The sequence below is a fragment of the Nocardioides sediminis genome (assembly GCF_003047295.1).
Classification (GTDB): Bacteria; Actinomycetota; Actinomycetes; order Propionibacteriales; family Nocardioidaceae; genus Nocardioides; species Nocardioides sediminis.
In genome coordinates this window covers 153,162-171,066 of sequence record NZ_PZYZ01000002.1, presented here as the reverse complement: position 1 = coordinate 171,066, position 17,905 = coordinate 153,162, and the positions used below count along the sequence as shown (strand labels likewise).

Annotated in this window: 23 protein-coding genes; 9 read left to right on the top strand and 14 right to left on the bottom strand. The window is 72.2% G+C overall.

Annotation, left to right across the window (positions count from 1 at the left end; all coding sequences use genetic code 11):
• Window positions 1-25: 25 nt before the first annotated feature.
• Window positions 26-1,051, bottom strand: a complete 1,026-nt coding sequence (gene mgrA, locus DAI17_RS05660; protein ID WP_107771940.1) for an L-glyceraldehyde 3-phosphate reductase — start codon at window positions 1,049-1,051, stop codon at window positions 26-28.
• A gap of 48 nt (window positions 1,052-1,099) precedes the next feature.
• On the opposite strand from mgrA, the gene DAI17_RS05655 reads away from it, so the two are divergent.
• The 3 genes from DAI17_RS05655 to DAI17_RS05645 are packed head-to-tail and all read left to right on the top strand — an operon-like array spanning window position 1,100 to window position 2,879.
• Window positions 1,100-1,846, top strand: coding sequence for a sortase domain-containing protein (locus tag DAI17_RS05655; RefSeq protein WP_107771939.1), 747 nt, complete (start codon window positions 1,100-1,102; stop codon window positions 1,844-1,846).
• A gap of 17 nt (window positions 1,847-1,863) precedes the next feature.
• Complete coding sequence (locus DAI17_RS05650) at window positions 1,864-2,562, top strand: isochorismatase family cysteine hydrolase (protein WP_107771938.1); 699 nt, start codon at window positions 1,864-1,866, stop codon at window positions 2,560-2,562.
• A 35-nt stretch (window positions 2,563-2,597) separates the two neighbouring features.
• Window positions 2,598-2,879 (top strand): hypothetical protein, encoded by a 282-nt coding sequence (locus tag DAI17_RS05645; protein ID WP_107771937.1) that lies wholly within the window; start codon window positions 2,598-2,600, stop codon window positions 2,877-2,879.
• A gap of 19 nt (window positions 2,880-2,898) precedes the next feature.
• On the opposite strand, the gene DAI17_RS05640 is transcribed toward DAI17_RS05645, so the two are convergent.
• The gene (locus DAI17_RS05640) at window positions 2,899-3,498 is read right to left on the bottom strand and encodes a class I SAM-dependent methyltransferase (protein ID WP_107771936.1); all 600 of its coding nucleotides are present in this window, start codon (window positions 3,496-3,498) and stop codon (window positions 2,899-2,901) included.
• Window positions 3,491-4,327: a tRNA pseudouridine(38-40) synthase TruA gene (truA, locus tag DAI17_RS05635; RefSeq protein ID WP_107771935.1), complete on the bottom strand. Its 837-nt coding sequence runs from the start codon at window positions 4,325-4,327 to the stop codon at window positions 3,491-3,493. The genes DAI17_RS05640 and truA overlap by 8 nt, the downstream gene beginning before the upstream one ends.
• Before the next feature lie 177 nt (window positions 4,328-4,504).
• Here truA and DAI17_RS05630 point away from each other — a divergent pair, with 177 nt between their 5' ends.
• The 3 genes from DAI17_RS05630 to DAI17_RS05620 are packed head-to-tail and all read left to right on the top strand — an operon-like array spanning window position 4,505 to window position 5,941.
• The gene (locus DAI17_RS05630) at window positions 4,505-4,861 is read left to right on the top strand and encodes an ArsR/SmtB family transcription factor (RefSeq protein WP_107771934.1); all 357 of its coding nucleotides are present in this window, start codon (window positions 4,505-4,507) and stop codon (window positions 4,859-4,861) included.
• Window positions 4,858-5,355: an SRPBCC family protein gene (locus DAI17_RS05625; RefSeq protein ID WP_107771933.1), complete on the top strand. Its 498-nt coding sequence runs from the start codon at window positions 4,858-4,860 to the stop codon at window positions 5,353-5,355. Before DAI17_RS05630 ends, DAI17_RS05625 begins: the two co-directional genes overlap by 4 nt.
• A 1-nt stretch (window position 5,356) precedes the next feature.
• On the top strand, window positions 5,357-5,941 hold the full coding sequence (locus DAI17_RS05620) for a maleylpyruvate isomerase family mycothiol-dependent enzyme (protein ID WP_107771932.1): 585 nt from the start codon (window positions 5,357-5,359) through the stop codon (window positions 5,939-5,941).
• Between the two features lie 6 nt (window positions 5,942-5,947).
• On the opposite strand, the gene DAI17_RS05615 is transcribed toward DAI17_RS05620, so the two are convergent.
• Window positions 5,948-6,865: a PfkB family carbohydrate kinase gene (locus DAI17_RS05615; RefSeq protein ID WP_107771931.1), complete on the bottom strand. Its 918-nt coding sequence runs from the start codon at window positions 6,863-6,865 to the stop codon at window positions 5,948-5,950.
• A 51-nt stretch (window positions 6,866-6,916) separates the two neighbouring features.
• Here DAI17_RS05615 and DAI17_RS05610 point away from each other — a divergent pair, with 51 nt between their 5' ends.
• The 3 genes from DAI17_RS05610 (at window position 6,917) to DAI17_RS05600 (ending at window position 9,076) form a co-directional block, all read left to right on the top strand.
• Window positions 6,917-7,288: a GntR family transcriptional regulator gene (locus tag DAI17_RS05610; RefSeq protein WP_107771930.1), complete on the top strand. Its 372-nt coding sequence runs from the start codon at window positions 6,917-6,919 to the stop codon at window positions 7,286-7,288.
• Window positions 7,285-8,244: a ketopantoate reductase family protein gene (locus tag DAI17_RS05605; protein ID WP_107771929.1), complete on the top strand. Its 960-nt coding sequence runs from the start codon at window positions 7,285-7,287 to the stop codon at window positions 8,242-8,244. Before DAI17_RS05610 ends, DAI17_RS05605 begins: the two co-directional genes overlap by 4 nt.
• 79 nt (window positions 8,245-8,323) lie before the next feature.
• The gene (locus DAI17_RS05600) at window positions 8,324-9,076 is read left to right on the top strand and encodes a DUF2786 domain-containing protein (protein ID WP_199904959.1); all 753 of its coding nucleotides are present in this window, start codon (window positions 8,324-8,326) and stop codon (window positions 9,074-9,076) included.
• 58 nt (window positions 9,077-9,134) lie between these two features.
• Here DAI17_RS05600 and rplQ read toward each other — a convergent pair whose 3' ends face one another.
• The 10 genes from rplQ to DAI17_RS05550 all read right to left on the bottom strand — a co-directional run bounded on the left by rplQ (window position 9,135) and on the right by DAI17_RS05550 (window position 17,893).
• Window positions 9,135-9,728 (bottom strand): 50S ribosomal protein L17, encoded by a 594-nt coding sequence (gene rplQ / locus DAI17_RS05595; RefSeq protein ID WP_107771928.1) that lies wholly within the window; start codon window positions 9,726-9,728, stop codon window positions 9,135-9,137.
• 200 nt (window positions 9,729-9,928) lie between these two features.
• Complete coding sequence (locus DAI17_RS05590; RefSeq protein ID WP_107771927.1) at window positions 9,929-10,945, bottom strand: DNA-directed RNA polymerase subunit alpha; 1,017 nt, start codon at window positions 10,943-10,945, stop codon at window positions 9,929-9,931.
• Between the two features lie 108 nt (window positions 10,946-11,053).
• On the bottom strand, window positions 11,054-11,662 hold the full coding sequence (gene rpsD / locus DAI17_RS05585) for a 30S ribosomal protein S4 (protein WP_107771926.1): 609 nt from the start codon (window positions 11,660-11,662) through the stop codon (window positions 11,054-11,056).
• 31 nt (window positions 11,663-11,693) lie between these two features.
• Window positions 11,694-12,089 carry a 30S ribosomal protein S11 gene (gene rpsK / locus DAI17_RS05580; protein WP_056887144.1) on the bottom strand — a complete coding sequence of 132 codons (396 nt, stop codon included), beginning with the start codon at window positions 12,087-12,089 and terminating at the stop codon, window positions 11,694-11,696.
• A gap of 73 nt (window positions 12,090-12,162) precedes the next feature.
• Window positions 12,163-12,537 (bottom strand): 30S ribosomal protein S13, encoded by a 375-nt coding sequence (gene rpsM, locus DAI17_RS05575; protein ID WP_056599771.1) that lies wholly within the window; start codon window positions 12,535-12,537, stop codon window positions 12,163-12,165.
• Between the two features lie 170 nt (window positions 12,538-12,707).
• Window positions 12,708-12,821: a 50S ribosomal protein L36 gene (rpmJ, locus tag DAI17_RS05570; RefSeq protein WP_056927041.1), complete on the bottom strand. Its 114-nt coding sequence runs from the start codon at window positions 12,819-12,821 to the stop codon at window positions 12,708-12,710.
• A gap of 25 nt (window positions 12,822-12,846) precedes the next feature.
• Complete coding sequence (infA, locus tag DAI17_RS05565) at window positions 12,847-13,068, bottom strand: translation initiation factor IF-1 (protein WP_056927040.1); 222 nt, start codon at window positions 13,066-13,068, stop codon at window positions 12,847-12,849.
• A gap of 254 nt (window positions 13,069-13,322) precedes the next feature.
• Window positions 13,323-15,668, bottom strand: a complete 2,346-nt coding sequence (locus DAI17_RS05560; protein ID WP_107771925.1) for a transglutaminase domain-containing protein — start codon at window positions 15,666-15,668, stop codon at window positions 13,323-13,325.
• A gap of 70 nt (window positions 15,669-15,738) precedes the next feature.
• On the bottom strand, window positions 15,739-16,908 hold the full coding sequence (locus DAI17_RS05555; protein WP_107771924.1) for a DUF58 domain-containing protein: 1,170 nt from the start codon (window positions 16,906-16,908) through the stop codon (window positions 15,739-15,741).
• 16 nt (window positions 16,909-16,924) lie between these two features.
• Complete coding sequence (locus DAI17_RS05550) at window positions 16,925-17,893, bottom strand: AAA family ATPase (RefSeq protein ID WP_107771923.1); 969 nt, start codon at window positions 17,891-17,893, stop codon at window positions 16,925-16,927.
• Between the last annotated feature and the right edge of the window lie 12 nt (window positions 17,894-17,905).

Sequence of the window (17,905 nt, the reverse complement as noted above, 5' to 3'; positions counted from 1 at the left end):
TTGACGATGACCTCGCTGCGCTCGCTCACTCCTCGGTCTGCTTCGCCCAGAGGTTGATCCCGGAGTCGACTGCGTGCCGGTCGATCTCGGCGAGCTCCTCGTCGGTCAGCGGCGGGCCGTCGAGCGCGTCGAGGTTGGTGTCGAGCTGCTCCACGCTGCTGGCCCCGATGACCGCGCTGGTGACGCGCTGGTCCCGCAGCGCCCACTGGAGGGCGAGCTGGGCGAGCTTCTGCCCCCGCGCCTGCGCGATCCCGTTGAGCGCCCGGACCCGGTCGAGGACGTCGTCCTCGAGGCCGGCGAGCGTGCTGTCCTCGCGGGCCGCCCGGCTGTCGTCCGGCACGCCGTCGAGGTAGCGGTCGGTGAGCAGCCCCTGGGCGAGCGCGGTGAAGACGATGCAGCCCATGCCCTGCTCCTCGAGCTCGTCGAGCAGGTCGCCCTCGATCCAGCGGTTGAGCATCGAGTACGACGGCTGGTGGATGAGCAGCGGGGTGCCGAGGTCGCGGGCGATCGACGCGGCCTCGTGCGTCTTCTCGGCCGAGTACGACGAGATCCCGGCGTACAGCGCCCGACCGCTGCGGACCGCCGTGTCGAGCGCCATCATCGTCTCCTCGACCGGCGTCTCCGCGTCGAAGCGGTGGCTGTAGAAGATGTCGACGTAGTCCAGGCCGAGGCGGGCGAGCGACTGGTCGAGGCTGGCCAGCACGTACTTGCGGCTGCCGCCGCCCTGCCCGTAGGGCCCCGGCCACATGTCGTAGCCGGCCTTGGTGGAGATGACCAGCTCGTCGCGGTAGGGCGCGAAGTCGTCTCGCAGGTAGCGGCCGAAGTTCTCCTCCGCCCGGCCGTAGGGCGGGCCGTAGTTGTTGGCCAGGTCGAAGTGCGTCACCCCCCGGTCGAAGGCGCGGCGCAGGATCGCGCGCTGCGTCTCCTCGGGGCGGTCGATCCCGAAGTTCTGCCACAGCCCCAGGCTCAGGGCGGGCAGCTTGAGCCCGCTCCTGCCGGTGTGGCGGTAGTCCATCGAGTCGTAGCGGCCCTCGGCTGCCTCGTAGGTCATGGGCCCACTCTTGCAGGTGCGCTTGTGCGCGCGTCCTAGCGTGGAGGGATGAGTCGCGTACGACGGGTGGCCGCGCTGGCGCTCGGCTGCGCGCTCGTCACGGCCGGGTGCTCGTCGCCGTGGGCCACGCCGCCGCCCTCCTCCTACGAGTCGGAGGCCCCCACCTCCCCCGGGCCGGACGCGCGCTCGGAGTCGCGTCCGACGTCCCCGCCGCCCTGGGTCTCGCCGCGGACCTCGTCCCCGTCCTCCCCCACCCCGACCCCGGAGGCCGCGCGGGCGCCCGAGCCGCGCCGGGCCTACCTCACGGTCCCCCGCCTGGGGCTGCGCGACTTCCCGGTCGTGCGCTACCGCGGATCCCCCGACGACGCGCCCGGGACCGCGATCCAGAACGACGGCGACCTCGCGTCGCCGCGCGGGCCCGGCGGCGGGGTCGCGGCCGGCGAGGTCGGCAACCACATCGTCACCGGGCACCGACTGTCCTCGACCGAGCCGTTCCGCTACCTCCCCTCACTGCCGAACGGGAGCCGCGTGCAGGTGCGGGTCGGCGACACGGTCCACGTCTACGAGATCACCCGCACCCGCTGGACGTCCTTCCGCGAGCCGGCATCGCTGGCGGCGCAGCGCGCGCCGGTGCCCGGCCGGCCCGGGGTCGAGGCCACGCGGCCGATGATCACCCTGTCCACCTGCGCGACCCTCGAGGACCACGCCGCCGGCAACTACTGGTCCGACGAGTTCGACAACCCCGAGCACCGCATCGACAAGATCGGCGTGCTGGTCGCCTCGCGGCCCGCCTGAGCACCTAGCCTCGTCACGTGCCCGACCCCGACGTCGCCCTCCACGACTGGCACGTCGAGGAGCGCGAGTACCTCCGCCACGAGCAGCGCCGCGGCCGCCGGCACGCCTACGAGTCGCTCGACCCGGCGCGCACGGCCCTCGTCGTCGTCGACCTCGTGCCCTTCTTCGTCGAGGAGTCGGCGTACTGCCGGGGCATCGTCCCGCACGTCAACCTCCTCGCGCGCGAGCTGCGCGACGCCGGCGGCGTCGTGGCCTGGGTCGTCCCGGGCCGCCGCGAGCCGACGGCGCGCGACCGCGAGCTGCTGGGCGACGAGGTCGCCGAGACGTACGCCGCCTCCGGCGGTCCCGGGGCGCCGCGCGACCGCCTGTGGTCCGGCCTCGACGTCGCCGACGGAGACCTGGTGGCGGAGAAGACCGCCCACAGCGCCTTCTTCCCCGGCCGCAGCGAGCTGCCCTACCTGCTGGTCGGGCGCGGGATCGACACCGTCGTCGTGGCCGGCACGGTCACCAACGTCTGCGTCGAGGCCACCGTCCGCGACGCAGCGACCCTCGACCACCGCGTCATCCTGGTCGCCGACGCCTGCGCCGCGATGCGCGACCGGGACCACAACGCCACCCTGCACGTCGTGCACCGCTCCTTCGGTGACGTCCGGTCCACCGCCGAGGCCGTCGACCTGATCCGCGCAGGCGCCCCCTTGCCACCCGTGCCACGATGACCCCGTCCGCTCCACCGACCACGAACGGAACTCACATGGGCCTCATCTTCCCCGTCGCCGAGGACACCCCGGACGACAAGGACGCCGCCTTCGAAGACTTCGCGGCCGACTGGTCGGACACCTGGATGGTGGAGGTCGACACCGACTTCGAGGACGCGGAGGCCGGCGACGTCGTGCGCCTCGGGCCGATGGACGCCCAGGCGGCCTGGGACCTGGCCAACGCGCTGGACGAGAAGCGCTCGGAGTGGACGATGGTGATCCTGCCGCTGTTCTCCGACACCGACGTCGACTCGATCATCGAGCAGATCGAGTCCTGACCCGCGGCGGGGAGTGCGCTCAGGCGCGCCGGCTCTCCAGCACCCGGAAACCCTTGGCCGACGCCAGCCTGGTCGTCGGGTAGCCCTGCTCGCCGAGCCAGCGCTGGAGCGAGTCGGCGCCGAGGTTCTTGCCAACGACCATCACTGCGCGCCCGCCGGGCGCGAGCCGCGGCAACCAGGTGAGCAGCAGCTCGTGCAGCGCCTCCTTGCCGATGCGGATCGGCGGGTTGGACCAGATCTCGTCGAACACCATGTCCGAGGGCACGTCGGCCGCGCGACAGGCGACGAACTGACCGCCGACGCCCAGCGACGCGGCGTTCTCGTTGGCGAGCATGATCGCGCGCTCGTTGACCTCGAGGCCGATGACCGAGGACAGCGGGACGGCCTTCGCGATGGCCAGGCCGATGACGCCGTACCCGCACCCGAGGTCCAGGAAGCGTCCCGCGACCGGCGGCTCCACCTCGCGGAAGAGCACGGCGGTCGCGTGGTCGAGGTGGCCGCGGCTGAAGACGCCGGCGCCGCTGACCAGCTCGAGCTCGTGCCCCCACACCGACGCGGTGAACGTCTCGCGCTCGAAGGGCGCGGTCGGGTCCGCGGCGAAGTAGTGGTCCTCAGTCATGGACGGCCTCCCTGGGGTTGCGGGCCCGCTCGGCCTGCGCGGCGAGCTCGGCGCCCTCCGGGTAGCCGACCTCCTCCAGCGTCAGCCCGTGGGCGTGTACGACGGTCACGGCGGCGTCGCGACGACGCGCCGCCATCATCTCGGCCGCCCACTCCGGCGGCCGACGGCCCTCCCCGACGGCCAGCAGGCAACCGACCAGGGAGCGCACCATGCTGTGACAGAAGGCGTCCGCGACGACCCGCGCGACGGCCACGCCCGTCTCGTCGCGCGACCACGAGAGCTCCGTGAGGGTGCGGACCGTGGTGGCCCCCTCGCGCCGCTTGCAGAACGAGGCGAAGTCCCGCAGCCCGACCAGCGGCGCGGCTGCGGCGTTCATCGCGTCGAGGTCCAGCGGCCGGGGCCAGGCCAGCACGTGCGAGCGGACCAGCGGGTCGACGATCGCGGGGTCGTCGGCCACCCGGTAGGCGTACCGGCGCCACACCGCCGAGAAGCGCGCGTCGAACCCCTCCGGCGCCTCCGTGGCCCGGCGTACCCGCACGTCCGGCGGCAGGATGCCGTTGAGCCGTAGGACCAGCGCGTCGAGCGGCGTACGTCCGGAGCGACCCGCGGAGCGGACGACGTGCTCGGGGTCGAGGTCGACGTGGACCACCTGTCCTCGGGCGTGGACGCCCGTGTCGGTGCGGCCGGCGCAGACGACCCGGACCTCCGGCACCCGCACGACCGTGGACAGCGCGTCCTCGAGCGTGCCCTGCACCGTCCTCAGCGCGGGCTGTGTCGCCCAGCCCTTGAAGTCGGTCCCGTCGTAGGACAGGTCGAGCCGGATGCGCACCCGTCGATCCTAGGTGTCGACCTCGCACCCTTCCCGCCTCGGCCTCGAGTGAGGGGCCTGGTGGTGTCGCAGGTGCACGACTGGCTGCCCCAGCGACGTACTCAATCAACTGGTTGACAAAGCCCGAGGGTAGTCGTAGCGTCATGTTCAACCGATCAGTTGAGGAAGGGCGCCACGATGACCGACCAGCTCTCCAAGGTCTTTGCCGCCCTGGCCGACCCGACCCGGCGCGACATGGTCGCCCGCCTCACCGTCGCCGACGCGACCGTGGGTGACCTCGCCGAGCCGTACGACGTGAGCCTCCAGGCCGTCTCCAAGCACCTCAAGGTGCTCGAGGAGGCCGGCCTGGTGTCCCGCAGCCGGGAGGCCCAGCGCCGACCGGTGCACCTGGAAGCCGAGGTGTTCGACCTGATGTCGAAGTGGATCGAGCGCTACCGGCGGCAGGCGGAGGAGCGCTACTCGCGCCTCGACGCCGTCCTGGCCTCCCTGCAGGAGGCCGACTCGCCCACCGCTGAGGAAGGAACCGCATCATGACCACCACCCACGACCGCCGCTACGCCGAGGCCGCCATCGAGGCCGACCCCACCGTCCCGGCCGTCCACATCTGGCGCGACTTCTCCGCCACCCCCGAGCAGCTCATGCGTGCCCACACCGACCCCGAGCTGTTCGCCCGGTGGATCGGCCCGTCCTCGCTGACCACCCGCATCGACCACTGGGACTGCCGCACCCTGGGCTCCTACCGCTACGTCGCCGAGCGCGACGGCGAGGAGTACGCCTTCCGCGGCACGTTCCCCGAGGTCGGCGAGAACCGCATCGTCCAGACCTTCGTGTGGGAGGGCATGCCCGAGGCCATCGCCCTGGAGACCGTGACCTTCGAGGACCTCGGGGACGGACGGACCCGGCTCCACGCCTTCTCGCTGTGCGACTCCTTCGAGGGCCGCGACGGCATGCTGTCCAGCGGCATGGACGTGGGGATCCACGAGGGCTACGCCAAGCTCGACGCCCTGCTCGCCGAGGGCGCGGTCTGACATGGACCGGTCAGCGACGACGCTCCCCGACGCACCGGCGGCCCGCCACCGCGAGGTCGCCGCGGCCTTCGGCGACCTCGTGGCCGGCACCCGCGACTGGCAAGCGCCCGCTCCGGTCGACGGGTGGTCGGCCCGCGACGTCATCGACCACCTGGTCACCTGGTTCCCCGGCTTCCTGGCCGGCGGAGGGGTCGACCTGCCGGCCGGTCCGTCGGTCGAGGAGGACCCGCCGGCCGCCTGGCGGCACCACGCCGACGCGGTCCAGGCGCTGCTCGACCAGCGCGGTGACGAGCCGTTCAGCCACCCGATGGCGGGCGACCACCGGCTCGCGGACGCGATCGACCGCTTCTACACCGCCGACGTGTTCATGCACACCTGGGACCTGGGCCGTGCGACCGGGCAGGAGGTGCGGCTGGACCCCGTCTTCGCCGGGACGCTGCTGGAGGGCATGCGGCCCATCGAGGCCGTGATGCGGTCGTCGGGTCAGTACGGCGCGCCGGTGCCGGTCCCCGACGACGCACCGGTGGTCGACCAGCTGCTGGGCTTCATCGGGCGCGACCCGGGATGGATCCCTCCGGCCCGCTGAGGCAGGTCACTCCACCTCGTGGCGGTGCGGAGGGTCCCCGCCCGGGCGGCTCACCGTCACCGCCGCGGCTCGGGCGGCGAAGGCGAGCACGGCGGTCCGGTCGGCCGGCGCCAGCGCCCGGAGCCTCTCCCCCGCGCCGGCGCCGACGACGTCCCGCTCCCACAGCGCGTGGACGACGGCCGCGGTGACCGTGTCGCCGGCACCGATCGTGTCGACCACGTCGACCGCCGGCGCCGGCACCGTGACCTCGTCCTCGGCGGCGTACCAGCTCACCCCGGCCCCGCCCATCGTCACCACGACGGCTCCGACGCCCGCGTCGATCAGGCGGCTCGCCACCTCGCGGTGGGTGCGTCCCGGCCAGAGCGCCTCGAGGTCCTCGTCGCTGGCCTTGACCACGTCGGCCAGCCGGGCCATCTGCTCGGCCCGCGCGACCACGGCTCCCCCGGTCCCCGTGATGGCCGGTCGGGCGTTGACATCGAAGACGGTCAGCGCACCCGCGCGGGTTGCCTCCACCAGAGCGGCCACGTCGTCGGCGCCGGGCGCCAGGGCCGCACCGATCGAGCCGTAGACCACCACCGCCGGCGTCACGTGCCCGGGCAGGACCACGTCCGGGACCCGCCACTCGATGTCGAACTCGTAGCTCGCGGACCCGTCGTCCGCCAGCGTCGCCACGGCCGTGGCCGTCCGCTCCAGCACCACCGGGTCGACCGCCAGGCGTACGCCGTTGTCGGCCACATGTGCGGCCAGTAGGCCCCCGTGCTCGTCGTCCGCCCACGCGCTGGCGAAATACACCTCGCGGCCCAGCCGGCTCATCGCCACCGCGGCGTTGGCCGAGCTCCCGCCGGCGTGGTCGCGCTCGACGCCGTCCCGGCCGCGCACGACGTCGACCAGCGCCTCGCCGACCACCAGGGCAACCTGCTCCATGACGAGGTTCTACCACCATCCGGGCGCCCGCGGCGCCCCTAGGCTGTGCCCATGGAGCTGGCCCGCGTCGACCTCGATCCGCTGGACGCGGAGTCGGGCACCGCGCCGTACGAGCAGGTCCGCGTCCAGCTGGCGGCCCGCATCGGTGACGGCCGGCTGCCGGCCGGCGCCCGCCTGCCCACCGTGCGGGCGCTGGCGGCCGACCTCGGACTCGCGGTCAACACGGTGGCGCGCGCCTACAAGGAGCTCGAGGCGGACGGACTGGTCGTCACGGAGGGCCGTCGGGGCACCCGCGTCACCGGCCGGGTCTCCACACCCGCCGCCGTGCGCGACGCGGCGGCGGAGCTGGCGCTCCAGGCCCGCCGCGCCGGGCTCACCCTCCCGGAGGCCACCCGCCTGCTCGAGGAGGGCTGGTCGCGATGAGGTGGGTCGTCTACGGCGCTGGCGCCGTCGGCGGAGTGGTGGGCGGCCACCTGCACCTCGCGGGACGGCCCACCACGCTGGTGGCCCGCGGCGCGCACCTGGCCGCGATCCGCGAGGGCGGGCTGCGGCTGGACACGGGTGGGGGCACGCACCGGATCGTGGCACCGGCCACCGACACCGCCGCCGACGTCGGCTGGACCGACGACACGGCCGTCCTCCTCGCGGTGAAGTCCCACCAGGCCGCCGCCGCCCTCGACGACCTCGCCGCGCACGCGCCCCCGACCACCACCGTGGTCTGCGCGACCAACGGCGTCGCGACCGAGTCGGCGGCCCTGCGCCGCTTCGCCGCGACGTACGCCGTGTGCGTCATGCTCCCCGCCACGCACCTCGAGCCGGGGCTCGTCGTCGCGCGGTGCCACCCGGTGCCGGGGATCCTGGACGTGGGCCGGATCCCCCACGGCACCGACGACCGCACCTCGGCCATCGCCGCCGACCTCCGTGCGGCGGGCTTCGAGTCGGTCGAGCGGGACGACGTGATGGCCTGGAAGCGGCGCAAGCTGCTCATGAACGTCGCGAACGGCGTGGACGCGTCCTTCGCCCCCGGCCCGGACGCCGACGAGCTGGCCGAGGTCGCCCGTGCCGAGGGCGAACGCGTGCTGGAGGTCGCCGGCCTGACCCTCGTCAGCGCGGACGACGACCGGCGACGGCGCGGCGACGTGCTGCGGCGGCGTCCCGAGCTGGCTCCCGCCGGCGGCTCGACCTGGCAGTCCCTGCGTCGCGGCACCGGGGACACCGAGGTCGACTACCTGGCCGGCGAGGTGGTGCTGCTCGGGCGACTCCACGGCATCCCGACCCCGGCCTGCGAGGCCGTGGTGGCGGCGACCCGTCGTCTCACCATCGGTGGCGGGGTGCCCCGCAGCATCGGCGCCGGGGCGCTGCTCACCCGCCTGCGCTGACGCCTGTGGACGACGTCCGCGCGGTGTCGGTGCGGCGTGCCAGCCTCGGCAGCCACCACCACCGGCCCAGGGAGACGACATGGACGAGACCGACGACTCGGGCCCGATGCTGGCCAAGGTGCGCAAGCTCCTGGCCAAGGCCGAGGATCCTGCGGCGACGACGGCCGAGGCAGAGACCTACACCGCCAAGGCCGCCGCCCTGATGGCCGCCTACGGCATCGACCGGGCGCTCCTCGCCCTGTCCGACCCCTCGCTCGACGTCGTCGGTGACCTCGTCGTGGTCCTCGACCGCCCCTACGCCGCCGACAAGGCCGACCTGTTGTCGGCCATCGCGGGTGCGCTGGGGTGCCGGGCCGTGCGCCGCACCCGCTACCCCGACGGCACCAAGGAGCTGTCCCTCCACCTCTTCGGCCACCGCTCGGACCTGCAGCGGACCGAGATCCTCTTCACCAGCCTGCTCGTCCAGGCGCTCCACGCGCTGGCCCGCACCCCCGTGCCCTCCTGGGACCATCCCGCCGCCTTCCGGCGCAGCTGGCTGGCCGGCTTCTCCGGCGCGATCGGCCGCCGGCTCGACCGGGTCGAGCGGGCCGCTGCCGAGCACGCCCAGGACAGGTTCACCGGACACGGCACGTCCAGCGCGCTGGTGCTCGCCGACCGCTCGCAGGCGGTCGAGGCGGCCCGGGACGACGCCTACCCCCACCTGGGCAGGGCGAGCGCCCGTCGGCTCTCCGGCACCGGGGCGCGCGACGGCTGGAGCGCCGGCCAGCGCGCCGACCTCGGCGACGGGCGGCTGGGCGGAGCCCGCCGCCGGCTCCCCCAGGGGCGGTCGTGAACGACGAAGGCCCGCCACCCCGGACGGGGTGACGGGCCTTCGGTGGAGCGGTGTCATCTCACTTGGAGCTGTCGTCCTCGGCGGGCGCCTCGGTGGCCTCGTCCGCGGCCGGGGCCTCGGTCTCGGTCGCCTCGTCGGTCGACTCCGCGGCGGTCTCCTCGGCCGGAGCCTCGGTGGCCTCGGCCTCGGTCGCCTCGGTCTCGGTGGTCTCCTCGGCAGGAGCCTCCTCCTCCGCAGCGGCCGGAGCCGGGGCAGCGGCGCGGGTCTTCTTGGTCGAGGCCGCCTTGGGGCTGTAGGCCTCGGTCACGAGCTCGATGACCGCCATGGGGGCGTTGTCGCCCTTGCGCGGACCCACCTTGGTGATGCGGGTGTAGCCGCCCGGACGCTCGGCGAACGTCGGCGCGATCTCGGTGAAGAGGGTGTGCACGACCGACTTGTCGCGGATGGTCTTGAGGACCTCGCGACGGTTGTGCAGGTCTCCACGCTTGGCCTTGGTGATCAGCTTCTCCGCGACCGGGCGCAGCATGCGGGCCTTGGTCTCGGTGGTGGTGATCCGGCCGTGCTCGAACAGGCTGGTGGCCAGGTTCGACAGGATCAGGCGCTGGTGGGCCGGGCTGCCGCCGAGGCGGGCACCCTTCTTGGGCTTGGGCATCTCAGTTCTCGCTTCTCTCCGGCCGTGTCAGGTACCGGGTAGACGCCCGCCGGGACCGGCGGACGGTTTGGGTGGGTGGCGAACCTCGACCTGGATGCGGCTGCCCGACGCCGTACGACGCCAGGCAACCGCAAGTCCCGTGAAGGTCAACCGCGGTGCGGCAGCGTGGCGCCGAAGGCGACACGCTCGCGCAATTCAGTTCAGTACTGCTCGTCCTCGACGAAGGCGTCGTCGTCGTCGTCGCCGTACGCCGCCAGGGCAGCGTGCGGGTCGAAGCCGGGCGCGCTGTCCTTGAGGGACAGGCCCATCTCGACCAGCTTGGCCTTGACCTCGTCGATCGACTTGGCGCCGAAGTTGCGGATGTCGAGCAGGTCCTGCTCCGAGCGGCTGATGAGCTCACCCACGGTGTGGATGCCCTCGCGCTTGAGGCAGTTGTAGGACCGGACCGTCAGCTGCAGGTCCTCGACGGGGAGGGCCAGGTCGGCGGCGAGCTGCTCGTCGACGGGCGACGGGCCGATGTCGATGCCCTCGGCCTCGACGTTGAGCTCGCGGGCGAGCCCGAAGAGCTCCACCAGCGTCTTGCCGGCCGAGGCGATGGCGTCGCGGGGACGCATCGACGGCTTGGTCTCGACGTCGATGACCAGCTTGTCGAAGTCCGTGCGCTGCTCGACACGGGTGGCCTCGACCTTGTAGGTCACCTTGAGGACCGGGCTGTAGATCGAGTCGACCGGGATGCGGCCGATCTCGTTGTCGGCGCCCTTGTTCTGCACGGCCGAGACGTAGCCACGGCCACGCTCGACGACCAGCTCGACGTCGAGCTTGCCCTTGTCGGACAGGGTGGCGATCTTGAGGTCGGGGTTGTGGACCTCGACGCCCGCGGGCGGGGTGATGTCGGCGGCGGTGACGTCACCGGCGCCGGACTTGCGCAGGTACATCACGACCGGCTCGTCGTGCTCGGAGGAGACGACGAGGCCCTTGAGGTTGAGGATGACCTCGGTGACGTCCTCGGTCACGCCCTCGATGGTCGAGAACTCGTGCAGCACCGAGTCGATCTTGATGCTGGTGACCGAGGCGCCGGGGATGGAGGACAGGAGGGTACGGCGCAGCGAGTTGCCGAGCGTGTAGCCGAAGCCGGGCTCCAGCGGCTCGATGACGAACCGCGAACGGAACTCGTCGACGGTCTCTTCCGACAGGGTCGGGCGCTGAGCGATAAGCACTGATTCTTTCCTTTCCGGACCCACCCACCATTTGACGGGCCCGAACTCACAGGATTGTTGTGAAAGGGAGGGACCGGTGGCCACCCGGAGGTGGCCACCGGCAAGGGGTTACTTCTTCGAGTAGTACTCGACGATCAGCTGCTCCTGGACCGGCACGTCGATCTGTGCACGGACCGGCACCTGGTGGATGAGGATGCGCATCCGGCTGGGGATCGCCTCCATCCACGCAGGCACGTGACGCTCGCCGTGGGTCTCCCGGGCGACGATGAACGGGGTCATCTCCAGCGACTTCTCGCGGACGTCGATGATGTCGTGGGCCGACACCTGGAACGACGGGATGTCGACCTTGTGGCCGTTGACGAGGAAGTGGCCGTGCACGACGAGCTGACGGGCGTGGCGACGCGTGCGGGCGAAGCCGGCGCGGTAGACCACGTTGTCGAGGCGGCACTCGAGGAGCTGGAGCAGGTTGTCACCGGTCTTGCCCTGGCGACGGTTGGCTTCCTTGTAGTAGCGGAGGAACTGCTTCTCCATCACGCCGTAGGTGAAGCGGGCCTTCTGCTTCTCCTGCAGCTGGAGGAGGTACTCGCTCTCCTTGATGCGGCGACGGCCGTGCTGGCCGGGCGGGTAGGGACGCTTCTCGAAGGCAGCGTCGCCGCCGACGAGGTCGACACCGAGGCGGCGCGACTTGCGGGTGATCGGGCCGGTGTAACGGGCCATGGCTGGAAGTCTCTCTTTCTCGGGTGTCGGGTCAGACGCGGCGGCGCTTGGGCGGCCGGCATCCGTTGTGGGGCGTGGGGGTGACGTCCTGGATGGTGCCGACCTCGAGGCCGATCGCACCCAGCGAACGGATCGCCGTCTCGCGGCCCGAGCCCGGGCCCTTCACGAAGACGTCGATCTTCTTCATCCCGTGCTCCATCGCCCGACGACCCGCAGCCTCGGCTGCCATCTGCGCGGCGAACGGCGTGGACTTGCGCGAGCCCTTGAAGCCGACGGTGCCGGCAGAGGCCCACGAGATCACCGCACCAGTGGGGTCGGTGATCGTGACGATGGTGTTGTTGAACGTGCTCTTGATGTGGGCTTCGCCCTGAGCGACGTTCTTCTTCTCCTTGCGGCGGACCTTGGTCGCGCGGCTCTTGGGAGGCATTCAGGTATCTCCTGTGAGGTTCTGGTCTGGAAGCTTCGAGTGAAGGGGCGGGACTCAGCGCGTCAGCGCAGGGTCACTTCGCCTTCTTCTTGCCGGCGACAGTGCGCTTAGGACCCTTGCGGGTGCGCGCGTTGGTCTTGGTGCGCTGACCGCGGACCGGGAGGCCCATGCGGTGGCGGCGACCCTGGTAGCTGCCGATCTCGATCTTGCGACGGATGTCCGCCTGGACCTCGCGACGGAGGTCACCCTCGATCTTGAAGTTGGCTTCGATCTCGTCGCGGAGCTTGACCAGCTCCTCGTCGCCGAGCGTGTGGACTCGCGCGTTCGGGTCGACCCCGGTCGCGGCGAGCAGCTGCTGGGCGCGGGTACGGCCGATGCCGTAGATGTAGGTGAGAGCGATCTCGATGCGCTTGTCGCGCGGGAGGTCGACACCAACGAGGCGTGCCATGTGGCTTTCCTTGTCTGTTGCTCACAGTGGTTTCGGTCGTGTCGCGTCCCGCTCCTGCGGGCTCCGGCCACTGCTCCGGAGGTGTCTTCGCGCCGGCGGGGCCGGGCTAGCGATCACGTTGTGTGGTTATTCAGTTTGGGTACGTCGGGTGCTGCGGGCGGAGCGTCAGCTCAGCCTTGCCGCTGCTTGTGGCGCGGGTTCTCGCAGATGACCATGACGCGGCCGTGACGACGGATGACCTTGCACTTGTCGCACATCGGCTTGACGCTGGGCTTGACCTTCATCAGAAGGACCTTTCGGATCGGCTGGTCACTTGTAGCGGTAGACGATCCGACCGCGGGTCAGGTCGTAGGGGGACAGCTCCACCACCACGCGGTCCTCGGGGAGGATCCGGATGTAGTGCTGACGCATCTTGCCGCTGATGTGGGCGAGGACCTTGTGTCCGTTGGTCAGCTCGACCCGGAACATGGCATTCGGAAGGGCCTCCACGACGGAGCCCTCGAGTTCGATCACGCCTTCTTTCTTCGGCATGTCCTCCACAATCTGTTGGTCGTGTGTCTACCGTTGGTGCACCGCGCCACGTGGGTGGCGCGGGTGGCCCGGGAACCTCCGGTCCGTGGGGACCGGTGGACCTCGTGCAGTGGTCCCGGGTGCCTCATCCCAGGCACGACACCGACCGCCGTCCAGGACGGTCGAGCGTGATCAGGCAGCCGCGAGGCACCACGAAACGCAACCCACGTTGGGCCGACACGCCAGTTTAGTCAGGCGCTCTCCCAAAAGACCAATCATCGTGACCGGCGGCGCACCCTCGGGGTCGTGGGACGCAGGGACCGCAGGTTGACCGCCGCCAGGAACCGCTGCCGGCGACCCAGCGCGCGCCTCATCCGGCGACGCTCCGCGTCCACGCTCTCCCAGTACGACGCCGCGGCGCCGGCCTCGGGCACGCTCGGCCCGAAGACGAAGCTGTCGGCCCGCCGGGCGAGGGGGCCGGCCTGCTCGGAGCCGATCGACCCGGACTGCTCGCGCCGGGTGACGGTCGGTCCCAGCGGCACGGGCTGCCCGAGGTCGCGGGCCTGGTCCACGAGCTCGCGCCAGGCCCCGACGAAGCGGGCCGAGACGCTGGCGGCGTTGCGGCGACGGTGGCGGCGGAGCAGCTTGAGGCCCACGATCGCGCCGACGAGGAGCAGCACCGCCAGGAGCGGCCCGCCGACGTAGGTCACGACGACCCGGACCCAGCCGGGCAGCCGGTCGACGACCGACTCCTCGTCCTCCTCGTCGGCGTCCTTCTTGTCCGCCTTGCGCTCCTTGAGGTCGGCATCGCTCTGGTCGCCGGCGTCGGACGGCGGCGGGATCGGCGCCGGCGGCGGGACGATGGTGCCGGTCATCGGGGTGTTGGTCTCCGGCAGCTCGTCGGCCGGCGGCTCGTCGGACATGAAGGCCTCGGTGGGCAGCGTCCGCCAGGACCCGTCGGCCGCACGCAGCTCGACCCACGCCGAGACGTCCTTGCCGGTGACGACGCCGTCCTCGGGCACCTCGGCACCCAGCACGACCCGCGCCGGCACCCCCACCTCGCCGGCGAGCAGGGCCATCGCGGCGGCGTACTGCTCGTCGTTGCCGACGATCTGCTGCGCCGCGAGGAACTGCTCGCCGAGCCGCCGGATGCTGTGGCCGGGGTGGTGGACCTGCTCGGACTTGCGGACGCCGTCGGAGTACTTGCCCTCCCGGCGCAGGTGCTCGGCGATGGCCCGGACCCGCTCGATCGGGGTGGTCGCCTTGGCCGACCACTGGGCGGCCGGCGCCTTGAGGAACGTCGTGCCCTCGGGCGGCGGCACCGCCGCGTCCGAGGCCACCGTGGTCTCGTCCAGGGCGTCGTCGGGGGCGACCGCCGTGAAGGTGTAGGTGTCGCCCTCGTGGAGCCCGGTGGGCACCACGGCCGTGGACGTGGCCAGGTTGTAGCGGAACGCCTCGGCCTTGCCGGCGGGGTCCCCGATGCGGAAGTCCAGCGACTGGAGCGCGCCGATCGTGGGCAGCCACACCCCGTCGTACGCCTCCCCGATCGTGACGGTGGCCTCGAACTCCTCCCCCTCGACCGGGTTGTCGATGGTCGACGAGACCCGCTGGAAGGAGTCGGCGGCCGGCTCGGGCAGCGCGTTGTCGGAGGCGCCCCACACCATCCCGTCGTAGTGGTCCATCGCCGCGAACCTCACGCGCGTGCCCGCCGGGGCGCCCTCGATGGTGAACAGGGTGCGGTCGTGGACGTTGGCCGCGTCCTTCTTGCCGAGGAGGTCGACGTACTTGCGGAAGCCGGCCAGCGGCGAGGGGTAGCGGCCGATGTCGAACGGCGGCTCGACCCAGTTGCGCACCACGCTGCGGTCGGCGTCCTCGTCCATGACGAGTCCCGAGGCCGGTACGGCGAGCGCCGAGGCCAGCGCGACCATTCCGGCGCCGACGACCAGGCGGCCCCAGCCCGACGTGCCGCCGTGGACGCTGGCCGAGGCCCGGCGGGAGCGCAGCGCGAGCCAGCCGAGCGCGAGGCCGGCGAAGACAGACCCCTGCAGGACCAGCGACTGCGGGTGCCGGACGCCGAGCAGGATCACGGTCGCCAGCACCGCGGTGAGCCCGAGCACCGGCAGCAGGGCGGTCAACCAGGCCCGCCGCAGGCGCAGGTGCGCCAGCGTGGTGCCCAGCACGCCCGCGACGAGCCCGAGCAGCCAGGGCAGGACCAGCAACGGGCCGTCCCCGTCGACGGGCGGCAGGGTGGTGAGCAGGTCCTTCCACCCGTGGATGGCCTGGTCGACGAGCCTGGAGAGCGTCTCGCCGCCGGGGACGAAGGCCGTGTCCCCCACCGAGCGCAGGGTCAGCGGTCCTCCGAGCAGGAAGAAGACCAGGCCGAGGACCAGGACCGGCGCGACCAACGGCCAGCCCAGGGCGCGGGACAGGTGGGTGACGACGACCGCGAGGACGGCGCCGGTCATGCCGACGACCAGGAACGACCAGCCGGTGAACGAGGTGGCCAGTCCGGCCAGGGCCACGCCGGTGAGCAGGAGGACGAACGCCAGGTCGACGACGGCTCGGCCGTCGGGGACGAGGTGGCTCGGCCGGGTGCGGGTCTGGGTGTCGACGTGGCTCACTCGGGGCCCCCGCGGCGTTGTCCGGCGGAGGAGCGGAGCGGAGGAGACGGAGAACGTCGTGGGGTGAGGTTCATCGCAGGCTCCACAGGAGCAGGCCGCCGAGGTCCTCCTTGGCGGCGAGGTGCAGGACCGGGAGCCCGCCGGTCTCGGTCACCCGGCTGCTGCCCTCGGGGTCGAGCACGACGGCGAACCGGCGCACCTCGGGCGGGAAGGCGGCCGAGGCGCGGAGCAGGTCGGTGAAGGAGGTGTCGGCGCCGCCCACGAGGAAGAGCAGGCTGCAGTCGGGAGCCACGAGCGTCGCGCGCCGTCCGGCCGCCACGATCCCGGTCTCGCCGAAGTCGGCCCGGCACACCGCGTCGAGCGCGAGGTGGCCGTCCGCACCGGTCGATGCGGTCTCGCCGCACACGAAGGAGACGTCGAACTCGTCGAGGACGGCGCGGACCGCGACCGACGCGGCCACCGACATGGCGTCCTCGAACTCGTCGTCGCTCCTCCAGGACGAGCGCTGGTCGTCCACGACGATCGCCGCATGGCTGCGCCGGGTGTCGAGGTACTGCCGGACGAGGAGCGCGGACTCGCCGGTGGAGGCCATCACCTTGGCCGACGAGCGCCAGTGGATGTGACGCAGGTCGTCACCCGGGACGTACTCGCGCAGCGCGTGGAAGGCCAGGTCGCTCTGCGAGACCGCGTCGGTGGAGACACCCTCGAGGTCGCGGAGCAGGCCGGCACCCAGGGAGTCCAGCGGCACCATGGGCGGGCGGACGAGCACCTCGCGCACCGGCGTCCACACCATGTCGCGGGAGAAGATGCCGACCGGGTCGCCGCGCCGGGTGGTGGCCGGGCCCACCCGGATGACGCCGCGACGCTCCGTGCGGATGGTGAAGGACTCCTCGTGCACTCCCCCGGCCGGCAGCGAGCCGATGCCGTAGCGGTGGGTGGACGACCCCACGGGCACCTCGAGGGTCGTGGGCAGCAGCCGCCCGGAGGCGATGTTGCGCACGACCACGCCCGCCGCGACCGAGTCGCCGGCGGCGACCCGCTCGGGCTCGAGGCGCAGGTCGACGTCCACGGAGGTGCGCCCGAGCAGGAACGGCGCCGCGAGCGCCAGCAGCAGCAGGCAGGCTGCGGCCAGGACGCCCATCTCCCGCCAGCCCGCCAGGGTCGCGACGTACGCCGCGCCCAGTCCGATGCCGAGGACCAGCCAGCCCGTGGGCCGGACGATGCCCAGCGTCTCCGTCACTCGATCCATCGTCGGGTCAGGCCACCCGGTCGGTGGGCGGTGCGACGCCGTCGAGGAGGCGACCGATGACGGTCTGGACGCTGACGCCGCTGAACTGCGCCTCGGCGTCGAGGAGCAGGCGGTGCGACAGCACCGGCTCGGCGAGCTCCTTGATGTCGTCGGGCACGACGTGGTCTCGGCCGTCGGCGGCGGCCCAGGTCTTGGCGACCCGGATGAACGCCAGGCAGCCGCGCGCGGAGAGACCGAGCTTGACGTGCGGCTGGCGACGCGACTCCTCGGCCAGCTCCGCGACGTACCCCACGACGGCCGGGTCGACGTAGACGTCGTCGGCCAGCTTGCTCATCTGGGTGATCGTCGCGGCGGTGATGACCGGCGTGACGAGCGAGGCGCGGTCGCGCACCGCCGCGTTGACGAGCAGCTCGATGGTGGCGGCCCGGTCGGGGTAGCCCATGGACGTCTTCATCAGGAAGCGGTCGAGCTGGGCCTCGGGCAGGCGGTAGGTGCCGGCCTGCTCGATGGGGTTCTGGGTGGCGATCACGAGGAACGGCTGGCCCACCGGGTGCGCCACCCCGTCGACGGTGACCCGCCCCTCCTCCATGACCTCCAGCAGCGCGGACTGCGTCTTGGGCGAGGCCCGGTTGATCTCGTCGGCCAGCACGATCGAGTGGAAGATCGGGCCGGGGTGGAAGTCGAAGGTGCCCTTGTGCTGGTCGTAGACCGTCACACCGGTGACGTCCGAGGGCAGCAGGTCGGGGGTGAACTGGATGCGGGCGTGGCTGCCCTGCACGGTGTTGGCCAGCGCCCGGGCCAGCATCGTCTTGCCGGTGCCGGGGAAGTCCTCGAGGAGGATGTGGCCCTCGGAGAGCAGGCAGGTCAGCGCCAGGCGTACGACGTGCCGCTTGCCCAGCACGGCCTTCTCCATGTTGTCGGTCAGCTGGTCGAAGGTCTGCTTGAACCAGTCGGCCTGCTCGTGCGAGATCGTCATGGGGCTTCCTGT

Bases quoted from the DNA above. Each gene is read 5' to 3' on its own strand.
- DAI17_RS05620 (WP_107771932.1), top strand. From the start codon at position 5,357: ATGGACCGGTCAGCGACGACGCTCCCCGACGCACCGGCGGCCCGCCAC.
- infA (WP_056927040.1), bottom strand. From the start codon at position 13,068: ATGCCGAAGAAAGAAGGCGTGATCGAACTCGAGGGCTCCGTCGTGGAG.
- DAI17_RS05600 (WP_199904959.1), top strand. From the start codon at position 8,324: ATGGACGAGACCGACGACTCGGGCCCGATGCTGGCCAAGGTGCGCAAG.
- DAI17_RS05615 (WP_107771931.1), bottom strand. From the start codon at position 6,865: ATGGAGCAGGTTGCCCTGGTGGTCGGCGAGGCGCTGGTCGACGTCGTG.
- DAI17_RS05655 (WP_107771939.1), top strand. From the start codon at position 1,100: ATGAGTCGCGTACGACGGGTGGCCGCGCTGGCGCTCGGCTGCGCGCTC.
- DAI17_RS05630 (WP_107771934.1), top strand. From the start codon at position 4,505: ATGACCGACCAGCTCTCCAAGGTCTTTGCCGCCCTGGCCGACCCGACC.
- rpsD (WP_107771926.1), bottom strand. From the start codon at position 11,662: ATGGCCCGTTACACCGGCCCGATCACCCGCAAGTCGCGCCGCCTCGGT.
- DAI17_RS05625 (WP_107771933.1), top strand. From the start codon at position 4,858: ATGACCACCACCCACGACCGCCGCTACGCCGAGGCCGCCATCGAGGCC.
- DAI17_RS05640 (WP_107771936.1), bottom strand. From the start codon at position 3,498: ATGACTGAGGACCACTACTTCGCCGCGGACCCGACCGCGCCCTTCGAG.
- rpmJ (WP_056927041.1), bottom strand. From the start codon at position 12,821: ATGAAGGTCAAGCCCAGCGTCAAGCCGATGTGCGACAAGTGCAAGGTC.
- rpsM (WP_056599771.1), bottom strand. From the start codon at position 12,537: ATGGCACGCCTCGTTGGTGTCGACCTCCCGCGCGACAAGCGCATCGAG.
- mgrA (WP_107771940.1), bottom strand. From the start codon at position 1,051: ATGACCTACGAGGCAGCCGAGGGCCGCTACGACTCGATGGACTACCGC.
- DAI17_RS05550 (WP_107771923.1), bottom strand. From the start codon at position 17,893: ATGACGATCTCGCACGAGCAGGCCGACTGGTTCAAGCAGACCTTCGAC.
- DAI17_RS05605 (WP_107771929.1), top strand. From the start codon at position 7,285: ATGAGGTGGGTCGTCTACGGCGCTGGCGCCGTCGGCGGAGTGGTGGGC.
- rplQ (WP_107771928.1), bottom strand. From the start codon at position 9,728: ATGCCCAAGCCCAAGAAGGGTGCCCGCCTCGGCGGCAGCCCGGCCCAC.
- rpsK (WP_056887144.1), bottom strand. From the start codon at position 12,089: ATGCCTCCCAAGAGCCGCGCGACCAAGGTCCGCCGCAAGGAGAAGAAG.
- DAI17_RS05610 (WP_107771930.1), top strand. From the start codon at position 6,917: ATGGAGCTGGCCCGCGTCGACCTCGATCCGCTGGACGCGGAGTCGGGC.
- DAI17_RS05645 (WP_107771937.1), top strand. From the start codon at position 2,598: ATGGGCCTCATCTTCCCCGTCGCCGAGGACACCCCGGACGACAAGGAC.